General features: G+C 64.0%; 13 protein-coding genes and 6 pseudogenes. 7 read left to right on the forward strand and 12 right to left on the reverse strand.

Annotated features, from left to right (window positions below; all coding sequences use genetic code 11):
- Positions 1-109: 109 nt before the first annotated feature.
- The 3 genes and pseudogenes from ACVWW3_RS17305 to rfaD form a co-directional block, all read right to left on the reverse strand.
- Positions 110-1,400: pseudogene (locus ACVWW3_RS17305) on the reverse strand (O-antigen ligase family protein).
- Complete coding sequence (gene rfaE1, locus ACVWW3_RS17310) at positions 1,397-2,881, reverse strand: D-glycero-beta-D-manno-heptose-7-phosphate kinase (RefSeq protein WP_456649248.1); 1,485 nt, start codon at positions 2,879-2,881, stop codon at positions 1,397-1,399. Before rfaE1 ends, ACVWW3_RS17305 begins: the two are co-directional and overlap by 4 nt.
- A gap of 11 nt (positions 2,882-2,892) precedes the next feature.
- A pseudogene (gene rfaD / locus ACVWW3_RS17315) lies at positions 2,893-3,874 on the reverse strand (ADP-glyceromanno-heptose 6-epimerase).
- 176 nt (positions 3,875-4,050) lie between these two features.
- On the opposite strand from rfaD, the gene waaF reads away from it, so the two are divergent.
- Positions 4,051-5,121, forward strand: a complete 1,071-nt coding sequence (gene waaF / locus ACVWW3_RS17320) for a lipopolysaccharide heptosyltransferase II (RefSeq protein ID WP_456672031.1) — start codon at positions 4,051-4,053, stop codon at positions 5,119-5,121.
- 173 nt (positions 5,122-5,294) lie between these two features.
- On the opposite strand, the gene ACVWW3_RS17325 is transcribed toward waaF, so the two are convergent.
- Positions 5,295-6,332 carry a glycosyltransferase family 4 protein gene (locus tag ACVWW3_RS17325; RefSeq protein ID WP_456649246.1) on the reverse strand — a complete coding sequence of 346 codons (1,038 nt, stop codon included), beginning with the start codon at positions 6,330-6,332 and terminating at the stop codon, positions 5,295-5,297.
- Positions 6,333-6,458: 126 nt separating this feature from the next.
- Between ACVWW3_RS17325 and galE the strand changes: the two genes are divergently transcribed.
- From galE to ACVWW3_RS17340, 3 genes are all read left to right on the forward strand, one after another.
- Positions 6,459-7,472, forward strand: a complete 1,014-nt coding sequence (gene galE / locus ACVWW3_RS17330; RefSeq protein WP_456649245.1) for a UDP-glucose 4-epimerase GalE — start codon at positions 6,459-6,461, stop codon at positions 7,470-7,472.
- A 119-nt stretch (positions 7,473-7,591) separates the two neighbouring features.
- On the forward strand, positions 7,592-9,394 hold the full coding sequence (locus tag ACVWW3_RS17335; RefSeq protein WP_456649244.1) for an ABC transporter ATP-binding protein: 1,803 nt from the start codon (positions 7,592-7,594) through the stop codon (positions 9,392-9,394).
- Between the two features lie 35 nt (positions 9,395-9,429).
- Positions 9,430-10,131, forward strand: coding sequence for a fumarylacetoacetate hydrolase family protein (locus ACVWW3_RS17340; protein ID WP_456649243.1), 702 nt, complete (start codon positions 9,430-9,432; stop codon positions 10,129-10,131).
- Positions 10,132-10,208: 77 nt separating this feature from the next.
- Here ACVWW3_RS17340 and ACVWW3_RS17345 read toward each other — a convergent pair whose 3' ends face one another.
- A complete protein-coding gene (locus ACVWW3_RS17345; protein WP_456649242.1) occupies positions 10,209-10,667 on the reverse strand; it encodes a YybH family protein in 459 nt (152 codons plus the stop codon).
- Positions 10,668-10,796: 129 nt separating this feature from the next.
- On the opposite strand from ACVWW3_RS17345, the gene ACVWW3_RS17350 reads away from it, so the two are divergent.
- Positions 10,797-11,339, forward strand: a complete 543-nt coding sequence (locus ACVWW3_RS17350; protein ID WP_456649241.1) for a Spy/CpxP family protein refolding chaperone — start codon at positions 10,797-10,799, stop codon at positions 11,337-11,339.
- A gap of 41 nt (positions 11,340-11,380) precedes the next feature.
- Here the strand turns inward: ACVWW3_RS17350 and ACVWW3_RS17355 are convergent, their stop codons facing one another.
- The 3 genes and pseudogenes from ACVWW3_RS17355 to ACVWW3_RS17365 form a co-directional block, all read right to left on the reverse strand.
- Positions 11,381-12,310 (reverse strand): aspartyl/asparaginyl beta-hydroxylase domain-containing protein, encoded by a 930-nt coding sequence (locus ACVWW3_RS17355; protein ID WP_456649240.1) that lies wholly within the window; start codon positions 12,308-12,310, stop codon positions 11,381-11,383.
- Between the two features lie 134 nt (positions 12,311-12,444).
- Positions 12,445-12,600, reverse strand: coding sequence for a hypothetical protein (locus tag ACVWW3_RS17360; protein WP_247352127.1), 156 nt, complete (start codon positions 12,598-12,600; stop codon positions 12,445-12,447).
- A 145-nt stretch (positions 12,601-12,745) separates the two neighbouring features.
- Positions 12,746-13,006 (reverse strand): annotated as a pseudogene (locus ACVWW3_RS17365) (LysR substrate-binding domain-containing protein); the annotation flags it as partial.
- On the opposite strand from ACVWW3_RS17365, the pseudogene ACVWW3_RS17370 reads away from it, so the two are divergent.
- Positions 13,003-13,540, forward strand: a pseudogene (locus ACVWW3_RS17370) (YbfB/YjiJ family MFS transporter); the annotation flags it as partial. The pseudogenes ACVWW3_RS17365 and ACVWW3_RS17370 sit on opposite strands and share 4 nt — an antisense overlap.
- Here the strand turns inward: ACVWW3_RS17370 and ACVWW3_RS17375 are convergent.
- From ACVWW3_RS17375 to ACVWW3_RS17390, 4 genes and pseudogenes are all read right to left on the reverse strand, one after another.
- Positions 13,527-14,987 (reverse strand): flavin-containing monooxygenase, encoded by a 1,461-nt coding sequence (locus ACVWW3_RS17375; protein WP_456649239.1) that lies wholly within the window; start codon positions 14,985-14,987, stop codon positions 13,527-13,529. The pseudogene ACVWW3_RS17370 and the gene ACVWW3_RS17375 sit on opposite strands and share 14 nt — an antisense overlap.
- A gap of 162 nt (positions 14,988-15,149) precedes the next feature.
- Positions 15,150-16,574: pseudogene (gene ahcY / locus ACVWW3_RS17380) on the reverse strand (adenosylhomocysteinase).
- A gap of 127 nt (positions 16,575-16,701) precedes the next feature.
- Positions 16,702-17,898, reverse strand: a complete 1,197-nt coding sequence (gene metK, locus ACVWW3_RS17385; RefSeq protein ID WP_247352142.1) for a methionine adenosyltransferase — start codon at positions 17,896-17,898, stop codon at positions 16,702-16,704.
- A 60-nt stretch (positions 17,899-17,958) separates the two neighbouring features.
- Positions 17,959-19,315: pseudogene (locus ACVWW3_RS17390) on the reverse strand (hypothetical protein).
- 174 nt (positions 19,316-19,489) lie between these two features.
- Here ACVWW3_RS17390 and ACVWW3_RS17395 point away from each other — a divergent pair.
- Entirely contained in the window at positions 19,490-21,202 is a 1,713-nt protein-coding gene (locus tag ACVWW3_RS17395; protein ID WP_456649238.1) for a caspase family protein, read from the forward strand.
- Positions 21,203-21,369: the final 167 nt, after the last annotated feature.

A 21,369-nucleotide genomic window follows, 5' to 3' on the forward strand; every position in this document is an offset into this window, starting at 1 on the left:
ACCGATGAAAATCCAGTTAGGTGCAACCTGACCGCGCTGATAACCCATCTCGGCAAGACATGCCAGTCAAGGCTTGCCAGTCAAGGCTTGCTGCTCAACACGCGGCCGTTCAGGAACCGGCTTCCGCCGCCTTCGTCTCGGCCTGCTGGGCCCGGAATCACCATGCCGCCGGCAACGCCGACACCGATGACGTACATCCAGCCCTCGTGGAAGTCGAACAGATGGGAGTTGAACAGCGAGGTGAAGACGTTCTGGACCACGACCAGGAGGCCGACCCAGTTTGCCAGCCCGTCGCCGCGAAACAACAGCAGATGCAGAATCCAGATGGCGTAGAGAACGACAATTCCGATGATGCCCCATTGCACGGCAACGTTCAGCGTCTGGTTATGCGGGTTGCCGATCACCTCGGATGATGCCTGGTACAGGTCGACGCCCGGCGTCGCGGCCCGCTCGAACAATCCGCGCGTCGAGCCCGTGCCGTGCCCCTTGATCGGCGCCTCCGCGAAGAAGCCAAGGGATTTCCGCCAGAATTCGAGCCGCAAGCCGGCCGAGGTCGGCGCGCCGTTTTCCACATAGCGCGTGTAGTCGCTGGCAAAGCTGTCGGCGGTCTTGCGCAATTGCGGCGAGGCCTGCCAGGCGAGAACCGCGCCCACGAGCAGGGCGGCGGAGATGATCGCGATGCTGCGCCATTTCAGATGAAGCAACGCGAACACACCGAACATGATCGGAACAGTGACGAGCGCAGTGCGCGACACCACTACGAAGGCCATGTTGACGAAGAAGCTGAGCGCAAGCGTCGTGAGCAGCCCGGCGATCCAGTAGCGCTTCTGGCGCAGCAACTGCACGATCGGATAGGCGAGCGCGACCGCGCAGAGCGCGAACTCCTGACTCTGGTCGATGTAGTTCTTGACAAAGATGCCGCGTTCGACGCGGTCCGACTTGAGCGCGAGGTCGGGGTAGAAGGCGACGAGCCAGGACATCACCGACAGCAGCGCGCAGGACACCAGGAACGCGACGAACACCCGATGTCCGCGCGGCGAGCGCGCAAAGTGATAGAGCAGGACCGGCAGCACCAGCAGCTTGACGGTCGGATTGACCGCGTAGAAGCGCGCACCCCAGGCCGCGTCCGACCACAGCGTCCCCACCAGTGCGAGCAGGACCAGCGCAATCGGCGCCGCGCAGATCGGACGCTTGAGCGATTGCAGGAACTCGCGGATGTCGAGAAACGGCGCCATGCAGAGCAGCATCAAAACATTGAAGATCGCCGCAAGCGACGTCGACCATGGCAGCGAGGCCGCAGTCAGGATCGCGAACAGATCAACCGTCTCGGACCAGGCCGCCGGACTGCGCAGACGCCGCCACAGCACCTGGCCGGTCGTCTCCCCCGCGAGCGTCGTCACTTGCCCTCTCCGCGCGCGCGATGAACCAGCGCCGTCGTGCTGAAGCCCCGGAGGATGTCGACCAGCACGACCGTCCCGCCCGCGGCTTCGACAACCTCATGGCCAACCACCTGCTCGCGGGTGTAGTCGCCGCCCTTCACCAGCGCGCTCGGCTTGATGCGGGTGATGAGGTCGATCGGCGTATCCTCCTCGAAGATGACGACGAGATCGACGGCTTCGAGCGCCGCCAGCACTTCCGCACGCGCCCGCTCGTCCTGAACGGGGCGATCCGCGCCCTTCAGCCGCCGCACCGATGCGTCGCTGTTGAGGCCCACGATCAGGCGGTCGCAGGCGGCGCGCGCCGCCGTCAGCACCTTGACGTGACCGGGATGCAGGATGTCGAAGCAGCCATTGGTGAAGCCGATGCGCTGGCCTTGCTGCTTCCATTCCGCGAGCTGCGTGTCGAGCGTACCAGGCTCGAGCACGATCTTCTCCTCGGCCGCGAGATAGGCATGCGGCAATATCTTTCGCTTCAGCTCGGCCGTGCTCACGGTGGCGGTGCCCTGCTTGCCGACGGCGACGGCGGCGGCGGCACTGGCCATGCGCAGGGCCGTATCCCAGTCCGCGCCCGTGGCGAGCGACACCGCGAGCGCGGCGGCGACGGTGTCACCGGCGCCGGAGACGTCACGCACTTTCACCGCGACCGCCGGAACGTGAACGGCCTCGCCGTTGCGCGGCACCAGCGTCATGCCGTGCTGGCCTTGCGTGACCAGGATCGCCTCGCAATCGGCGAGCCGCATCACGTCCTCGCTTGCATCGACGATGCTTTGTGAAGTGTCGGCGCGGCTTCTGGTCGCCTCCGAAAATTCCTTGCGATTGGGCGTGAGGAGCGTCGCGCCGCGATAGATCGCCCAATTGACATTCTTCGGATCGACGATCACGGGCTTGCCGAGCTTTCGCGCGGCGTCGATGGTGTGGCGGATCACGCGGGCGGTCAGCACGCCCTTGGCATAGTCGGAGAGCAGCACGATGTCGGCGCGCGCGATCTGCGGCAGGATCGCTTCGATCAGCCTGGTCTCGATCGTATCGGAGGCAGGCTGTGCCTGCTCCCAATCCGCACGCAGCATGTGCGTGGAAAAATGCTCGGAGACGAAGCGGACCTTTCGCGTGGTCGGGCGCGAGGGATCGCACACCAGCACGCTTTCGATTGCACCCTGCTCCGCAAGCGCCGAGGCGAGCTGCCTGCCCGCATCGTCCTCGCCGACGAGGCCGACGAAGATGCAGCGCGCGCCGAGGGAAGCGACGTTGCGCGCGACATTGCCGGCACCGCCGATATGGATCTCGCTGCGTTGCGCCGCGAGGACGGGCGCCGGCGCTTCCGGCGAGATCCGCGACACCTCGCCATAGACGAACTCGTCCAGCATGATGTCGCCGATGCACAGCACCGTGCGGCCTGAGATGGCTTGCGCGAGGGCATCGAAATCGAGAATGGGCGTCGGCATGGTGATGGGCCTCAGCGGAAGCGATCGGGCCGGTCGAGGTAATCCCCGACATAGGCCTTCACCGCGTCCTCGAGCGTCGTGAAACCACTATTATAGCCGGCGCAATGGAGGCGATCGACCTCGCTCTGGGTGAAATACTGGTAGCTGCCGCGGATCTGCTCGGGCATGTCGATATATTCGATGTTGGGCCTCGCGCCGAGCGCGGAATAGGCCGCGAGCATCAGATCCCTGAAGCTGCGTGCCTTGCCGGTGCCGACGTTGAAGATGCCGGACCACCGACGGCGTCGCCAGCAGCCACATGACGACGCGCACGACGTCGTCGACATAGATGAAATCGCGGCGCTGATCGCCGTCGGCGATGCCCTCGCGATGCGACTTGAACAATTGCACGACGCGGCCCGCTTTGACGTCGTCGAAGCGGCGCGCCAGCACGCTCATCATCGAGCCCTTGTGGTATTCGTTGGGGCCGAACACGTTGAAGAATTTCAGGCCGGCCCATTGCGGCGGCAGCTTCTCGCCGTTCGCCGCGCGCTCGGCGACGGCGAGATCGAACAGGTGCTTGCTCCAGCCGTAGAGATTCATCGGCCGCAGTTTTTTCAGCGCAGGCACAGAGCTGTCGTCGTCAAATCCTGCCTCGCCGTCGCCATAGGTCGCCGCCGAGGAGGCGTAGATCAACGGCACCGCATTCGCCGTGCACCAGTCCAGGAGGCGCATCGACAGGCGGAAGTTGGTCTCGAATACGAGGTCGCCGTCGGTCGCGGTGGTCGCGGAAATCGCCCCGAGATGGATCACGGCATCGAGCTTGCGGCCCTTCAGCCAGTCCGGCAGCTCAGCCGGCGGCACGATATCCACAAGCTGCCGCTTGGCGAGATTGCGCCATTTGCCGTCGTTGCCGAGGAAATCACAAACCACGACGTCGCTACGGCCGGCCTCGTTCAGCGCGGCGACGACATTCGATCCGATAAAACCGGCTCCGCCGGTCACCAGCAACATTCCAACTTCCCCGCCAGATTTCGCCTGCCCGAAGTTTTGCGGCCCGGTCCTGCCCTAGCGCATGATCCGCCAAAGTGTAAGCGGTTTTGGGATTGCCGCTCCTGCCGGCTTTACCTGCCGGCCAGGAGCGGCTAACCGAACCGCCACATCAGCGAACCCACGGTCCAATATAACGAATGAACAAAGATTCGCAATTTGGCGGAGATACAGATCGGAGCGACACCCGCCCGATCCTGATCGTCCCGTACATGTGGATCGGCGATTTCGTCCGGAATCACACCGTGGTGCGGGTCCTGAAGGAGCGCTGGCCGAACCGGCCGATCGATCTCCTGACGACATCCCTGTGCGCTCCTCTGGTCGACTACATGCCCGGCGTGCGCGAGGGCGTCGTCTGGGACCTGCCGCGCAGCCAACTCGCCGTGGGCCGCCAGCTCGGCCTGGCGAAGCTCCTGCGCGAGCGGAACTACGGCACCGCCCTGGTGCTGCCCCGGACCTGGAAGGCCGCCATCGCGCCCGCTTTGGCCGGAATTCCGGAAAGGGTCGGCTTCGTCGGCGAATTCCGGTTCGGCCTGCTCAACCGCTGGCGCTGGGGCGAAAAGAAACTGCCCCGCTTCATCGACAAGAACGCCGCGCTGGCCCAGCCCGACGGCGCGCCCTTGCCTGCTGAATGGCCGGTGCCGCAATTGCGGGTTCCGGCCGAGGACATCGTCCGCTGGCGGCAGATCAACGGCCTGAGTGCTGGGGCGGCCGTAGCGCTGGCCCCCGGCTCGGTCGGGGTGTCAAAGCGCTGGACCTACTATCCCGAGGCCGCCCGCTTGCTGGCCGCGCGCGGCTTTGAGGTCTGGGTGGTCGGCGGCCCCGGGGAAAAGGGCCTGGCCCAGGAGATTGTCGCGGCCGGCGGCCCGGGGGTCCGGGACCTCACCGGCAACGATTTGCGCAACGGCGTGCTGGCCATGGCGGCGGCCGGCGTCGCAATCTCCAACGATTCCGGGCTGATGCACATCGCCGCCGCCCTGGGCACGCCGACCATGGGCATCTTCGGCCCGACCAGCCCCTACCTCTGGGCCCCCCTCAACGGCCTCGCCGCGACCGTGGTCCAGGACAAGAGCGTGCTGTCGTGCCAGCCCTGCCAGAGCACGATCTGCAAGATGAACGACCACCGCTGCATGCGGGATATCGCGGCGAGCGAGGTGGTGGGGATTGCGGAGCGGGTGCTGGGTGAGGCTGGGGGACGGGCTGAGAGCTGAGGCCATTGGGCTGCCGATGATGACATCCTGCCAGTGTTTTGCCCGACGGGTCAAATCCATTTCGTAAAATCAGCAACACATCGCCGCACCGCCAAGCCATTGATTTCACTATCGCCGGCTACTGTGCATGGGGTTGTTTTCGCGTTTTTGGTTGTGGCCCTCTAAGCGCCAGTTCAAAGCAGCGGCCGATAGACCTCGCCGATCCGCGCCGCTTCCGCATCGAGGCTGAATCGTTCGAGCACCCGTGCCCGCCCGCGCTCGCCCATTGCCGTTGCGGCGGTCACGTCGCGCATCAGCGGCTCGAGCGCTGCTGCCAGCGCATCCGCGTCGCCGGTCGAGATCAGCACGCCGGTCACACCATCCTCGACCACAAGTTCGGCGGCGCCTGCGCGCGCGGCGACCAGGGCGCTGCCGGCTGCCATCGCCTCGATCAGCGTCAGGCCAAAACCTTCGTTGCGTGAGGTGAAGGCGTAGATCGTCAGCCGCTGATACCAGCGCTGCACGTCCTCAATCGGCAACTCGCCGGTGATGACGATACGCGATTGCAGGCCGGCGGCCTCGATCCGCTTCTTCAGATCGTTCGCAAAGGGAGTTTGCTCGGGCGTGACCTGTCCGACGATGATAGCGCTGAAATCCGGATACCGCGGCAGCAAGCGGCACATCGCATCGACGAAGACATCGGTGCCCTTCTGCGCGCGCACGCGACCAAAACAGCCGATGGCATAGCGGCCCGGCAGCGCAGCTTCTGCGAAGGCAGCAGTGCGATCGAGCGGCGGCGCATAGATTTCAGTGTCGACGCCATGCGGGATCACCGTCGCCTGCACTTTCAGGAACGAGGCCGAGATGTCTGACGTCGCGATGATCGCGTCCATGCGCCGGATCAGCCAGCGCGTGATCCAGGTGTGCTGCCGTTGTGCTGCGGAGGTGAAGACCAGTTTCAACGGCCAGCCGAGCGCGCGCAGCACGACGCCTGCGATCATCTCGTTGTTGCGCCGCGCATGCCAGATCAAGGGCTGCTTGCGGCGCCATAATTTCAGGAGATCGGCACTGCTCAGCCGCGCGATCCCCTCCGGCGCGTCGGAGCCGAACCAGCTCGCGCGAAACAGCTTTGCCAGCCGCGGCGCCACCATCCGGTTGGTCGCGGTGACCCCGGAATAGCGCCTGTGCAGATTTGGCACGATCACTTCGAGATCGCCGGGGGAATTCGCCACGTCATGCTCCGCTTCGTTGGCCCCCTATACGCAACATTAAGCATAGTGACCAGTTCAGCCGTGCCGATACCCCCTCTTCACCACGCAGACGTTAGTTTGCAGCGTTGATCGAAGACGGGTGAGACCATGACTGTGCTAGTCACCGGCGGCGCCGGCTATATCGGAAGTCACACGGTTCTGGCGCTGGCGGAAGCCGGCGAGGACGTCGTCGTGATCGACGATCTCTCCACCGGTTTCTCCGCGTATCTGCCCGAAGGCGTGCCGCTGTTCATTGGCGATGCCGGCGACGAGAACCTGCTCGAAGGCGTGATCGCCCAGCACAATATCGAGAGCATCATCCATTTCGCGGGCTCGGTGGTCGTGCCGGATTCGATGCGCGATCCGCTCGGCTATTACCGCAACAATTTCATGACCGCCCGCAACCTGCTCAACGTCGCAGTCAAGCGCGGCATCAACCGCTTCATCTTCTCCTCGACCGCCGCCGTCTACGGCAATCCGGACCTGGTACCGGTGCCCGAACACGCGCCGACGCGGCCGCTGTCGCCCTACGGTTCGTCGAAGCTGATGACCGAGATAATGCTGCACGACGTCGCCGCCGCCTACGGCATGCAATACGTGACCTTGCGCTACTTCAACGTTGCGGGTGCCGATCCGCAGGCGCGCATCGGGCTCGCCACCGTCGGCGCCACGCATCTGCTCAAGATCGCAGTGGAAGCCGCGACCGGCCAGCGTGCCAAGATCGACGTGTTCGGCACCGACTATCCGACCCAGGACGGCAGCTGCATCCGCGACTTCATCCACGTCACGGACCTGTCGCAGGCGCATCGCTCGGCGCTCGCGTATTTGCGCAATGGCGGCGCCTCGACGACGCTGAATTGCGGCTATGGCCGCGGCTATTCCGTGCTGGAAACCATCGACGCGGTGCGCCGGGTTTCCGGGCGCAGCTTTGCCGTGCAATACGCCCCGCGCCGGTCCGGCGACATCATGACCATGGTCGCCGACACCAGCCGCATCCGCAGCCTGCTCGACTGGAAGCCGCAATACGACGACCTCGAGACCATCGCCGCGCATGCGCTGGCGTGGGAGGACAAGCTGTTCCGCGAGCGCCACGGCGAACTCCGCCACGCCGCCTCGGCCTAGATTCCATCCGGGCGCAAGTCCTTAATTGGGCTTGAAAAGCGCGGCTTTAGCGGGCACAGAGGCCGTTCGATCCCTGACGCGCGGGCAGGCTTTTTTCCTGTGCCGTCAATGGACTACGGATGGCCCAGTTTCCAAAGAAAATCACCGACGATCCCTATGCGGCAGCGGTCCTCGTTCGCCGCCTTGTCACGGAACAAGGGGTCATCTACTGGCGGCGTTACCTCGTCGCCTTCGCGCTGATGGCGCTTGCCGCCGGATCGACCGCGGGCGCGACCTACGTGCTCGGCCAGGTCATCAACCAGGCCTATGTCGACAAGAACATCCCGGGCATCGCGATGTTCTCGGGCATCACGGTGATCCTGCTCTTCATCAAGGGCGTGGCGACTTACGGCCACATGGTGATCCTGACCAAGATCTCCAACGCCATCCTCGCCACCAACCAGCGCCAGCTGTTCGCCAAGCTGATGCGCGAGAGCGTCGGATTCTTCTCCGAGCGGCATTCGTCGGAGTTTTTGGCGCGGCTGACGGCCGGAGCAAAGTCCATCACCGATGTCCTCAACATGCTGGTCAACGCGGTCGGGCGCGACCTCATGATGCTGCTCGCCATGATCGGCGTGATGGTGTGGCAGGACCCGGTGATGTCGTTCATCGGCCTCGTCGTGGTGCCGCCGGCGATGCTGGTGCTGCGCAAGCTGGTCAAGCGCATCAAGGGCCTCGCCTATAACCAGTTCACCGGCACCGCCGACATCCTGGAGACGATGCAGGAATCGCTGCAAGGCATCCGCACAGTCAAGGCGTTCACGCTCGAAGACACCATGCAGAACCGCATCGACGAGAACATCGCGATCGTCGAGCGCAACGCCAACAAGATGGCCCGCGTCGCCAACCGCTCCAACCCGCTGATGGAGATGCTCGGCGGCTTCGCGGTCGCCGGCTGCCTGCTTTATGGCGGCTATAGCGTGGTCGCGCTCAACGCCACGCCCGGCGCGTTCTTCTCGTTCATGACCGCGTTCCTGATGGCGACCGAGCCCGCCAAACGGCTGGCGCGGCTCAACATCGACCTCAACAGCCAGCTCGTCGGCGCCCGCATGCTGCTCGAAGTCGTCGACAGCCCCGCGAGCGAGCACTCTGACGACGACAAGCCGGCGCTGAAACTGTCGGATGCACGCATCGAGCTCAACGACGTCAGCTTCTCTTACCGGACCGGCGAGACCGTTCTCAACCGCATGAGTTTCGTTGCCGAGCCCGGCAAGGTCACCGCATTGGTCGGCCCCTCCGGCGGCGGCAAGTCGACCGTGCTGGCGCTGCTGCTGCGCTTCTACGAGGTGACTCAAGGCGTCATCGTGATCGACGGCCAGTCGATCGGCTCGATCTCGCGCAAATCGCTTCGCGCACAGACCGCCTATGTCGGTCAGGACGTCTATCTGTTCCGCGACACCATCCGCAGCAACATCGCCTTCGGCCGGTCTGGTGCGACCGAAGAACAAATCATCGATGCTGCGAAAGCAGCCTGCGCACATGATTTCATCATGAGCTTCCCGCTCGGCTACGACACGCCGGTCGGCGAGCACGGCACGCAGCTGTCCGGCGGCCAGCGCCAGCGCATCGCGGTCGCGCGCGCGCTGATCAAGAACGCGCCGATCATCCTGCTCGACGAAGCCACAGCCGCGCTGGATTCCGAGTCCGAGCGGCAAGTGCAGGAGGCGATCGAGCATCTCTGCCGGAACCGCACCACCATCGTGATCGCGCACCGCCTGCACACTATCATGCACGCGGATGCGATCCTGGTAGTCGAGGGCGGCGAGATCGTCGAGCAGGGCCGGCATGACGAGCTGCTCCGCCGCGGCGGACGCTACGCTTCGTTCTTCCGCCTGCAACATCACGACGCAGGCGCTCTGGCGCCGATCAGCGCAACCGCATAGAGTTCGTTTCACCCCAAGAGCAGCGAGACCGCTTCATGAACGCCGCCTCCTACGTCATCCCGCTTCCGGCCCAGGCATCGCTTCCCGTCGTCGGGGAAAGCGGCCGTTATCCCGTGCGCCGCATCTGGTGTGTCGGCCGCAACTATCTCGAGCACATCCGCGAGATGGGCAACGACGAGCGCGCCCCGCCGTTCTTCTTCGCCAAGCACGCCGACATGCTTGTGCCTGACGGCGCCACCATTCCCTATCCGCCGCTGACCAAGGATCTCCATCACGAGGTCGAGCTGATCGTCGCGATGAAAAGCGGCGGCCTCAATATCCCCGCCGACAAGGCGCTCGACCATGTCTACGGCTACGCCGTCGGCATCGATCTCACCCGCCGCGACCTCCAGATCGCCTCGCGCAAGAAGGAGCGTCCGTGGGAGGTCGGCAAGTCGTTCGACGGCTCCGCCCCTTGCTCTGCGGTGCAGCCGGCATCGAAGATCGGCCATCCCGCCAAGGGCAAGATCTGGCTCACGGTCAACGGCAAGGAAGCGCAGCAGGGCGACCTTACCGAGTTGATCTGGAACGTGCCTGAGATCATCTGGCAGCTCTCGCAGCAGGTGAAGCTCGCCGCCGGCGACATCATCATGACGGGCACACCGGCCGGCGTGTCGCAGCTCCAGCCCGGCGACAAGCTCGAATGCGGCGTCGATGGCGTCGGCACGCTGAAGGTGTCGATCGGCCAACCGGAGTAGGGCTTACGGCGGCTCGAAATAACAAGGCCCCGGACATGTCCGGGGCCTTTTGCATTTCGATGGCGGACGATGCCGATCTACCAGGCCTTCACCGGCCGGTCGGCGTGGCTTGCCTGCGGCACACCGCGATTGAGCGACATGTGGGAATGCACGCACAGCCAACCCTCGGCATTGCAGGAAAACACCATGGTGGCGCGGCCCGGACGCGGAAACGGGCTGCCATCGGGGTGATAGCCCGTGCTCGTGAACGGCGCGATCACGGTTGCCATCGCGCCGTCCCGTGATGCCAGGATCGAGGTTTGCTCAATCACGAATCGGAAGTCGGTCGTCTTCGGCCAGACGTTGTCCCATTGCGTCGAGACCCATTGATCGAGGCCTGGGATGACATCGTTATGCGTGCCGAAGGCCAGCACATCCGGATGGAAGAGCGGCCGCGCCGAAGCATAATCGACCTCGCGGACATAGCCCGCGAAGGTATTTAGCCACTCGCGGAAGAATTGCACCAGCTCAGTGTTCGCAACTGGCAACGGGGCCATTGCCTGCTCCATGTTTGACCGCTCATCAGGCAATCTTGTTGCCATGGGGCGAACCGTCCAGCAAGATATGTGGAGAGCACCGATGGACACGATCAACGAACCCGGGCCCGATTTCATGGAGCCAGACTCATGAGACGCCTTATCCTGCTTGCGGCCACGTTCATCGTCTCGTGCAACGTTGCCAGCGCGCAGTCCAGTCAGCCCTATGCTGGCCTTGAGCAGCGCCCCATCAAGGCGCTGTCGCACCAGCAGGTCGACGATCTTCGAACCGGTCGTGGCATGGGCCTGGCGCTTGCCGCCGAACTCAATGGATATCCCGGTCCGAGCCATGTTCTTGAGTTCGGTGATCGGCTTGACTTGACCGCGGATCAGCGCATCCAGGTTCAGCGCCTCTTCGATGCCATGAAGCAAGAGGCGGTCCCACTGGGTAACAAGCTTGTCGAGCAGGAAACGGAGTTGGACCGGCTCTTCTCTGCCCGCGTCGTGACCCCGGAGTCACTCAAGGCGACCCTCGTTGCTATTTCGGAAACCCAGGCACTGCTCCGCGAAAGCCACCTCAAATATCATCTGTCGACAGCCGCCTTGCTCGATCAGAGCCAAATGCAGCGATACGCGGAGCTGCGAGGTTACCAGCGCCCTGATAGCTCCGAAGGACACAAGCACCATCACTAGAAAATGCTTGTGGTTTGCTTCGCCACCCCATGCATAAGCGATCACCGCAATGCCGACATCACGATGAGGCCGAGGATCAGCGCCGTCAGCGAGTATTTCACCGTGTAGTAGACGTTGCGATTCCATTGCTTGACCTTGCGGCTCGCAAGGTGGATCTCGTAGAGCTTGCCGAACAGCTTGTTGAGCACGCCGACATCCTCGCCGTCGACGTTCTGCGTCGCCGACGCCTTGACGATGTGATGGCTGACCCAGCGGTTGATCGCGGTCATGAAGCCGTACTTCATCGGACGCTCGACGTCGCAGAACAGGATGATGCGGTTGACGTCGGTCTCATTCTCCGCGCTGTGGATGAAGGTCTCGTCGAACATGAAGGCCTCGCCGTCGCGCCAGACGCATTCGACGCCGTCGACCAGGATCCGGCACTTGTTCGAGTTCGGCGTGACGAGGCCGAGGTGGTAGCGCAGCGAGCCGGCGAAGGGATCGCGGTGCGCGCCGAGCTTGCCGCCCGGCGGCAGCATCGCGAACATCGCGCCATGCACGCTCGGGATAGAGTTGAGCAGCTCCACCGTCTTCGGGCACAGCGTGCGCGCCGAGGGTAGAAAGTCGTCGTACCATTTCAGGTAAAACCGCTTCCAGCCGCTCTTGAAGAACGAGTAGAAACCCCAATCGTTGTTCTTCGCCGCTGCGCGAATGAAGCCTTCGTCGAACAGGCGAATGGCCTCATCGCGAATGGTCTGCCAATTCTCGCTGAGCGGCTTGAGCTCGGGAAACTGATCGACCGGGATCACCGGCCTGTTCGGCACCGCCGATCCCGCATACATCAGCACGTTGTAGGGCGAGAGATAGGTGGAGTGATCGCCGAGCTGGCGCGCGAAGCGCAGCCGGTGCTTGCCGCGGAAATGAATGTAGATCGTCGACGCCGCCAGCACATAGAGTATGACGAGCTGCGGTGCAAAAAGCTGTTTCAGCATCTCCCGTTCCCCCAGTGATCCAGCCGGGGACGTGATCTACCCCGACACCGCCCGACCGGCAAGATATTCACCGGTGGGCTGCAATCACGCTCGAGAGAGTAAGGACGGGTGACTTGAGGCTGAAACGAGCCGAATCAGAGCCGCGACAGCGCCTGGAGACCCTTGAAGGTCAGGCGCTTGGGATCGGTTACGCCGGCGAGATAGAGCCGGCGGATGAAGGCGATGACGGCGTCGCGGTCGCAATCGGTCAACGCGACGACGGCGTCGACCGCGATCTTCTGGGCTTCCATTGGGCTCACCTCGGCCTTGCAAGTAACCCCGGCCGAGACAGGCTAGGACTCCGCGGTTAATCCGGCGTTAACCGTTCGGCCAGCATGGCCGATTCACCGGGGTGGCCGAATACGCGAAACAACGCATTGCCGAGCGCGCAGCCGTTCAACGCGCCTTGATGCTCTTCTTCAGTTGCGCAAAGTGCTTCTTCAGCCGGGGCACGGCAAAGTCGGTGAAGGCTCGCACTTTGGGCACCGAGAGCCGGCCCTGCGGGCAGATCAAATGCGCGGGCATCTCCGGATCTTCGTCGCCGGCCAGCACGATCTCTAATTCGCCGCGCGCGACCTGCTCGGCCACCTGGTACGAATACATCCGCGCCACGCCACGCCCGGCGACGGCGGACGCCACGGCCGCATAGGCGGCGCTTCCTGTCCGGCCTCACCGGAGGAATCATCATGGCGCTGGCGGCCTCCGTCATTCTGCCGCACACTTCGGCCACGCGGCGCGGCATCGTCGGCGGCGTGATCTTTGCGGGCGTCGGGCTCGGCGTCGCCGCGTCGGGCTCGCTGGTGGCTGCTGCTCCAGCAGGGTTTGCAGCAGAGCTGGTATGGGCTTGGTGCGCTCTCGTCTGTACTCACGCTAGCGAGCTGGTGGAGCTGGCCTGCTGAGTTTAAGGCCGATGCGGCGACTTCGCATCACGCGAAGCACGACCATGCTTCGCCCGCTGTCCGCGCCCTGCTGGTCCAATACGGCCTCAACGCGGTGGCCCTGGTGCCGCACATGGTCTTCATCGTCGATTTCGTCGCGGGCGGGCTCGGCCAGGGCATCGCGGCCGGCCCCCGCTACTGGGGGCTGTACGGCCTTGGCGCAATCGTCGGCCCGCTGGTCACCGGCCATCTCGGCGATCGCTCCGGATTTGGATCGGCGCTGCGGGCCGCCGGCGCGATCAGGAATACCGCATCACGCCGTCGTCGATCCGGCCGAACCGCAAGGAGACGATGTCGAACGCATAGTTCTGGTAAAGCCGCCACGGCTGCTTCGAGCCTTGCTTCGGCATCTTCGCGACCGAGCGCTGCACGTAACCCGAGGTGAAATCGAGCGACGGCTGCGCGGTGATCTCCGGGTCGTCGTTATGCGGCATGCACTGCCGGAAATTGTGCCGGTCCATGTAATTGATGAGCCGGCAGACATATTCGCAGGTGAGGTCGCATTTCAGCGTCCATGATGCGTTGGTGTAACCGAACGCCGAAGCCATGTTCGGCACGTCGGCGTACATCATGCCCTTGTAGGTCAGCGTATCGGCGAAATCGACGGCGCGGCCGTCGACACTGATGTCGAGACCGCCGACGACTTGGAGCACCAGCCCCGTCGCGGTCACGACGATGTCGGCCGCAAGCTCGCTGCCGTCCTTCAGGCGGATGCCGTCGTGCGTGAACGTGTCGATCTCTTTGGTGACCACGGAGGCGCGCTGCTCGCGGATCGCCTTGAACAGATCGCCATCCGGCACGAGGCAGAGCCGCTGGTCCCAGGGATTGTAGCGCGGCGTGAAATGGGTCGCGACGTCATAGTCGGAGCCGAGGGCCATCTGTACGCCCTTGAGAACCAGCGCCTTCACTTTCGCCGGGCGGCGGCGACTGAGCTGGAAGAAGAACATCCCCCACATCACGTTGCGCCATCGGATCAGATGATAGGCAAGGCGCGTCGGCAGATTGCGGCGCAATTTGTTGGCGACGGGATCCTGCGCCGGACGCGACACCACATAGGTCGGCGAGCGCTGGAGCATCGTGACCCGCGCAGCCGTCTTGGCGAGCTCCGGCACCAGCGTCACCGCAGTCGCGCCCGAGCCGATCACGACGACGCGCTTGCCCGCGCAGTCGATGTCGTCGGTCCATTTCTGCGGATGCACGATGCGGCCGTCGAAATCCGCGACGCCCGAAAACTCCGGCGTGTAGCCCGCCTCGTATTTGTAATAGCCCGAGCACATGAACAGAAAATTGCAGGTGAAGCGCACGGTTTCGGTCGCGCCCTCGCCCGTGATGCGCTCAACCTCGATCGTCCAGCGCGCCTCACTCGTCGACCACGCCGCACGTTTGACACGATGGCGGAAGCGAATGTGCTTTTCGATGCCGTTCTCGGCTGCGGTCTCGCGCACATAATTCAGGATCTGCGACCCGTCGGCGATCGCCTTCGGATTGGTCCACGGCTTGAAGGAATAGCCGAGCGTGAACATGTCGCTGTCGGAGCGAACGCCGGGATAGCGGAACAGGTCCCAGGTGCCGCCGATGCAGTCGCGCCCCTCGAGGATGACGTAGCTCTTGCCCGGGCATTTGGTCTGAAGATGATAGCCCGCGCCGATGCCGGACAGGCCGGCGCCGACGATCAGCACATCGAAATGGTCTTGGGCCATGGTTTCCTCCGCCGCCAAGGATTGTCTGACCGAGATGATCGCGCGTCAACTGCTAGCAATCGGCCCTGACACAACCGCGAGGAGACACGTGCGTCGCGCTCAAAACAACAAAGCCCCGGATCGCTCCGGGGCTTTGCGTCGATGATCGATACGATCAGCGCCTCAGTACCGATAGTGGTCCGACTTGTACGGACCTTCCTGCTTCACGCCGATGTAGTCGGCCTGGTCCTTGCGCAGTTCGGTGAGCTTGACGCCGATCTTGGCGAGGTGCAGGCGCGCGACCTTTTCGTCGAGCGACTTCGGCAGCACGTAGACTTCCTTCTTGTACTTGCCGTCCTTGTTGTTGGCGAAAAGCTCGATCTGCGCCAGCGTCTGGTTGGTGAAGGAGGCCGACATCACGAACGAGGGATGGCCCATGGCGTTGCCGAGATTCACCAGGCGGCCTTCCGACAGCATGATGATGCGGTGCTTGTCGGGGAATTCGATCTCGTCGACCTGCGGCTTGACGTTGGTCCACTTCAAGTTGCGCAGACCCGCGATTTGGATCTCGTTGTCGAAGTGGCCGATGTTGCAGACGATGGCGCGATCCTTCATCGCGCGCATGTGCTCGATGGTGATGATGTCCTTGTTGCCGGTCGCGGTGACGAAGATGTCGGCGCGCGGGGCGGCGTCTTCCATGGTCACGACTTCGTAGCCTTCCATCGCAGCCTGGAGCGCGCAGATCGGATCGACTTCCGAGACCAGCACGCGGCAGCCGGCCTGGCGCAGCGAAGCGGCCGAACCCTTGCCGACGTCGCCGAAGCCCGCGACCATCGCGACCTTGCCCGACATCATCACGTCGGTGCCGCGACGGATACCGTCGACCAGCGATTCACGGCAGCCATAGAGGTTGTCGAACTTCGACTTGGTGACGCTGTCGTTGACGTTGATGGCAGGCCACAGCAGTGTGCCCGCCTTCTGCATGTCATAGAGACGATGCACGCCCGTGGTGGTTTCTTCGGAAACGCCCTTGATGCTCTTGGCGATCCCGGCGAAGTAGCCCTTCGGCTTTTCCCTTGAGCTGCTTCTTCAGAAGCGCGAAGAATACTTCCTCTTCTTCCGAACCCGGGTTGTCCAGGAACTTGGTGTCGCCGTTCTCGGCGCGCAGACCGAGATGGACGTACATGGTGGCGTCGCCGCCGTCGTCGAGGATCATGTTCGGGTGACCGCCGCCGTGCCAGTCGAACAGCTTGGCGGTGTAGTCCCAGTATTCGGTAAGACTCTCGCCCTTGACCGCGAACACCGGAATGCCGGCGGCCGCGATCGCAGCCGCCGCGTGGTCTTGCGTCGAATAGATGTTGCAGGAGACCCAGCGGATGTCGGCGCCGAGTGCGGCCAGCGTCTCGATCAGCACGCCAGTCTGGATCGTCATATGCAGCGAGCCGGCGATGCGTGCGCCCTTCAGCGGCTGCTTCGGGCCGTATTCTTCCCGCGTGGCCATCAGGCCGGGCATCTCGGTTTCGGCCAGCGAGAGTTCCTTGCGGCCGAAATCGGCGAGCGAAATGTCCTTGACGATATGTAGTCGGTGAAGCCGGGCTTCGCATTCATAGCGGAGGTCCTGTTGTTGAATTGGTCATTCCGGGTCGCCCTCGAAGAGACGAACCCGGAATCTCGATACGATGGATAAGGTTCCGGGTTCGCCGCTGTCGCGGCGCCCCGGAAATGACGTCGGTGATCAGACGGCGCGCTTGAGCGCTTCGACGAGATCGGTCTTCTCCCAGGAGAAGCCGCCCTCGTTGTCGGGCGTGCGGCCGAAATGGCCGTAGGCGGAGGTGCGCGCATAGATCGGGCGGTTGAGATCGAGATGGCTGCGGATGCCGCGCGGGGTGAGATCCATCGCCTTGGCAGCGGCCTTCTCGAGCTGATCTTCCGACACCTTACCGGTGCCGTGGGTGTCGATGTAGATCGACAGCGGGCGCGCCACGCCGATGGCGTAAGCGAGCTGCAGCGTGCAGCGATCGGCGAGACCGGCCGCGACGATGTTCTTGGCAACGTAGCGGGCAGCGTAAGCCGCGGAGCGGTCGACCTTGGTCGGATCCTTACCGGAGAACGCGCCGCCGCCGTGCGGGGCCGCACCACCGTAGGTGTCGACGATGATCTTGCGGCCGGTCAGGCCGGAATCGCCGTCGGGACCGCCGATGTAGAACTTGCCGGTCGGGTTGATGTGCCAGATGGTTTTCGCCGTGATCCAATCCTTCGGCAGCGCCTCGCGCACGTAGGGCTCGACGATGTCGCGAATTTGCTTGGACGAGATGTCCTCGACGAGATGCTGATGCGACACCACGATCTCGCGCACGCCGACCGGCTTGCCGTTCTCGTACTGCACGGTGACCTGGCTCTTGGAGTCAGGGCCCAGCACCTTCTCGCGGCCGGAGTGGCGCGCTTCGGAGATGAGGCGGAGGATCTTGTGGGCGTAGAAGATCGGCGCCGGCATCAGATCGGGCGTCTCGTTGGTGGCGTAGCCGAACATGATGCCCTGGTCGCCCGCGCCTTCTTCCTTGACCTCGCCCGGCTGCAGCGCATCGACGCCCTGCGCGATGTCGGCGGACTGCGGATGCAAGAGGATCTCGATGTCAGCGGTGTTCCAGTGGAAGCCGTCCTGCTCGTAGCCGATGTCCTTGATCGCGGCGCGGACGACGCCTTCGATCTGCTCGTTGGTGACGGATGCGGGACCGCGGGTCTCGCCGGCGATCACGACCTTGTTGGTGGTCGCGAGCGTTTCGCAGGCGGCACGAATTTGCCAGGGATCGATGCCTGCCTTCGGTCCTTCGCGGTAGAACAGATCGACGATCTCGTCGGAGATCCGGTCGCACACCTTGTCCGGATGGCCTTCGGACACGGACTCGCTGGTGAAGAGATAGGACGCGCGCATCAGTAACCCCTTGTTCCGCCGCTAGCTGGCGGACGTTGCGATATTTAGCTTTGGATGATGTCAATCACGCCGGCGCGAGATGACGTAGGATTCGTCGAGAAACCAGAGCCCATTGTACTTTCGCAGCACATCCCTGGCGGCATCCAGAGTGCGGCCGTTTTGAGTCATTTCTGTCAACCGATCGTCCTCGATCTGAGCGACGTACACTGCCGCATTCCACGCTGCAAAGGCCGTCGAGGTGCCGATAGTGCCTGTCACCTCGTTGGGCAGAGCTTCCATATCATACCTGAAGATCGAGCGGTTATCCGCATAAGCATTAAAATTTAAGTCGCGGCCCACCGAGCCGAGTTCGTACTTTACTGCGCGCAATAGCTCATGACGGCTCACTGAGAAAGGATTTTCTCCGGGCCAGATCGCCCGGATCATTTCCATGCCCGGATCCTGGCCGTGGGAGTGAATTCCGATCAGGCGGCCGCCTGCCCGCAAGGCCCGCGCCAGGGGCGCAATAATCCGTTTTGCCCGAAAATTGACCGAGGACAGCGCGCGGTATGGCTGGGATGCAATAACGAGGTCGAAATTGGCCTCGGTCTGGCCTGGCCGCGGAATGGTCGAATCGAGCAGAAACCGCTGGTCTTCGCGGTAAAGCACCAGCACGACAGGCCGCTCATATAGCGGCATGCCCGTGCGCGGGCTGACCGCCGCACGCCAATTCTGCTCCAAAAACGGCTTCAGCTCCGCGATCTGGGTCTCGAACTCGCCCGAGGAAGCCCCCCGCAAGGGAACCTCGTGCCAGACCGTCGCGGCGGCCGCCGCGGGCGATGCCGGCGTGAGCCAGGGCGCCTCGGAGTAGAACATGTTGGTAAAGACGAACACCGACGCCGGATGCTCGAAAATGCGATCCGGCACCTTCTCCAACGTCAGGCGGAGGTCCTCGAGGCTGAGCTCCTTGCCGGCGACATAGAACGGCATGTGCGGAAAGCGCTGATGCATCGAGCGCAGCACGCGCGCCAGCACCGTGCCGTCGCCCACGCCGGCGTCGAACACGCGCAGCGCCGGGGGCCGCGGATGGATGCTGGCAAGCTCCAGCGCCACGCGCTCGGCGACCACCCGCTTCTCACTGCAAGTGTGGACGAACAGCAGGTATTTTCTGGCGGTTCTCGAAAAAGCGGAAATTGCCGCGCGGATCGCGTTTTTCCGGCGGCACCTGAAGCCCCCGCGGGGGCGGCACGCCGCCGGCCATCGATGCGGCCATGTAGGCCTGGATCCGGTCCAGCGTGTCGATGGTGATGCGCTTGCCCTCGCGCAAGCGGTGCACGAGCTTCCCATCGTTCACCGCGCGCCGGCCGAACGTCGACTCCGCCATGTCCGCCTTACGGCAGAACTCGGTGATTTGGCTCAGGATTTCGTCGTTCTTCATGGAGTGGGACGCGGTGGGCAGAAGGGTTGGGTATTGCCTCCTAGCAAAATCTGCCCACCGAGGGAATAGGGGATCGAGCCGCCCTCCGTTTGCCGTGTGCACAACGGCGAGGCCGTGAACCACGGCGCCCCGCCGGGCAACAAACAGACGCCTCTCCTCAACGGACCACCACCAATGCGTCGCCTGCTCGTCGCGTTCTGCCTGCTCGCCGCAACCCTGTGGTCGGCGCCCGCTTTTGCGCAGGCGCGCAGCCAGCTTGGGCCGCTCTGCACTACCGACACCACGCCGGCGGATCAGATGATCGACGCCTGCACCAGGATCATTGCGCTGAAGGTGTTCAAAGGCGAGCAGCTCGCGACGGTCTACTTCTGGCGCGCGGTAGGCTGGAACAAGAAGGGCGATTACGCCAAGGTCATCACTGACGCCACGGAAGCGATCCGGCTCCAGCCGAACCAGGCACTCCACAACCTGCGCGGCTCGGCGTATTACGACAAAGGCGACTACGAGATCGCGGTCGCCGATTTCGACGATGCGCTGAAGCTCGGCCCGCCTGATGGCACCATCTTCCACAATCGCGGCAATGCCTGGCGCGGCAAAGGCGATTACGCCAAGGCGATCGCCGACTACGACATGTCGATCACGACCAATCCAAAATCGGCATTCTCGTACCAGAACCGCGGCATCTCCAAGGAGGCGCTCGGGGACCTCGACGGCGCGCTCGCCGATATCAACCAGGCGATCCGGCTCGACCCGACGCTGCCGCAGCCGCTGATCAACCGGACCGCCATCTGGCGTGTCAGAGGCGATTACGATCGCGCGATTGCCGACGGCAGCGAAGCGATCCGGCTCGCGAAGGAAAAGCCGCACGTCAACATCATGACGCCGCCGAACAGCGTGCTGATCTCGGGCTACACCCATCGCGCGCTCGCCTACGAGGCAAAAGGCGACTACGCGCACGCGCGAGACGACTACAAGGCGACGCTGGCGATCATGGCATCCGATGCCGGCAGCAAGGCCAACCAGGCCACCGCAAAGGTGCGGCTGTCGCTGGTCACGGACGCAAGCGCGCCGATCCCGCGCGATGCCCCGTCGGCAGTGACGCAGCCGGCACAGGCGCCGGCTCCTCAGCAAACGAACACAGCCCCCTCACCTGCTCCGGACGCTCGCGGCACGCGCATGGCGCTGATCATCGGCAACGGCGCCTATGCGCATGTCAAGGCACTGCCCAATCCGCCCAACGACGCACGCGCCGTCGCGAAGAGCCTGCGCGACATCGGCTTCACCGTGTCGGAAGGCGTCGATCTCGACCGCGCAACGATGCAGAGGATGACGCGCGACTTTTTGCTGGAGGCGGCGCGGGCGCAGGTGGTGGTGGTTTATTATGCCGGCCACGGCGTGCAGGTCGACGGCCGCAACTATCTCATTCCGGTCGACGTCGAACTCAAGCCGGGCGCGAGCATGACGGACGCGATGATCGACATGGACACGATCATGACCGGCCTCGACGACCAGGTCCGCACCAACATTCTGATCTTCGATGCCTGCCGCAATAATCCGATGGCACAAAGGGTCGCATCGGCCGGCACCAACCGCGCCATCGAGGGGGCGTCGGGCCTCGCAGCGCCAACCAGCCTGGGGACCGGCGCGACGCTCGGCGCGGGCACGCTGATCGCCTTCGCTACCGCACCGGGCCAGGTCGCGCTCGACGGCGAAGGCGCCAACTCGCCGTTCTCCGCCGCGCTCTCCCGCCATCTCGGCACGCCCGGCCTGGAAGTACAGCAGATGCTGACGCGGGTGCGGGCCGAGGTGGTCTCGAGCACGAAGAACAAGCAGGTGCCGTGGTCGAACTCGTCCCTGCTGGGCGAGGTTTATCTGGCGGAGAAGTGAGATATTCTCGTGCCCCGGACGCAGCGCAACGCCTCTTCAGCGGTGCGCTGCAGAGCCGGGGCCCATGTCTCCGCGATGCAGTTCGTGGCCTTCTGGGTCCCGGCTCTGCGCAGCAACGCTAAAGCGTTGCAGCGCGTCCGAGACACGAGCGAGGCGAGCGTCGCACC

The organism is Bradyrhizobium sp. LM2.9 (assembly GCF_054056555.1).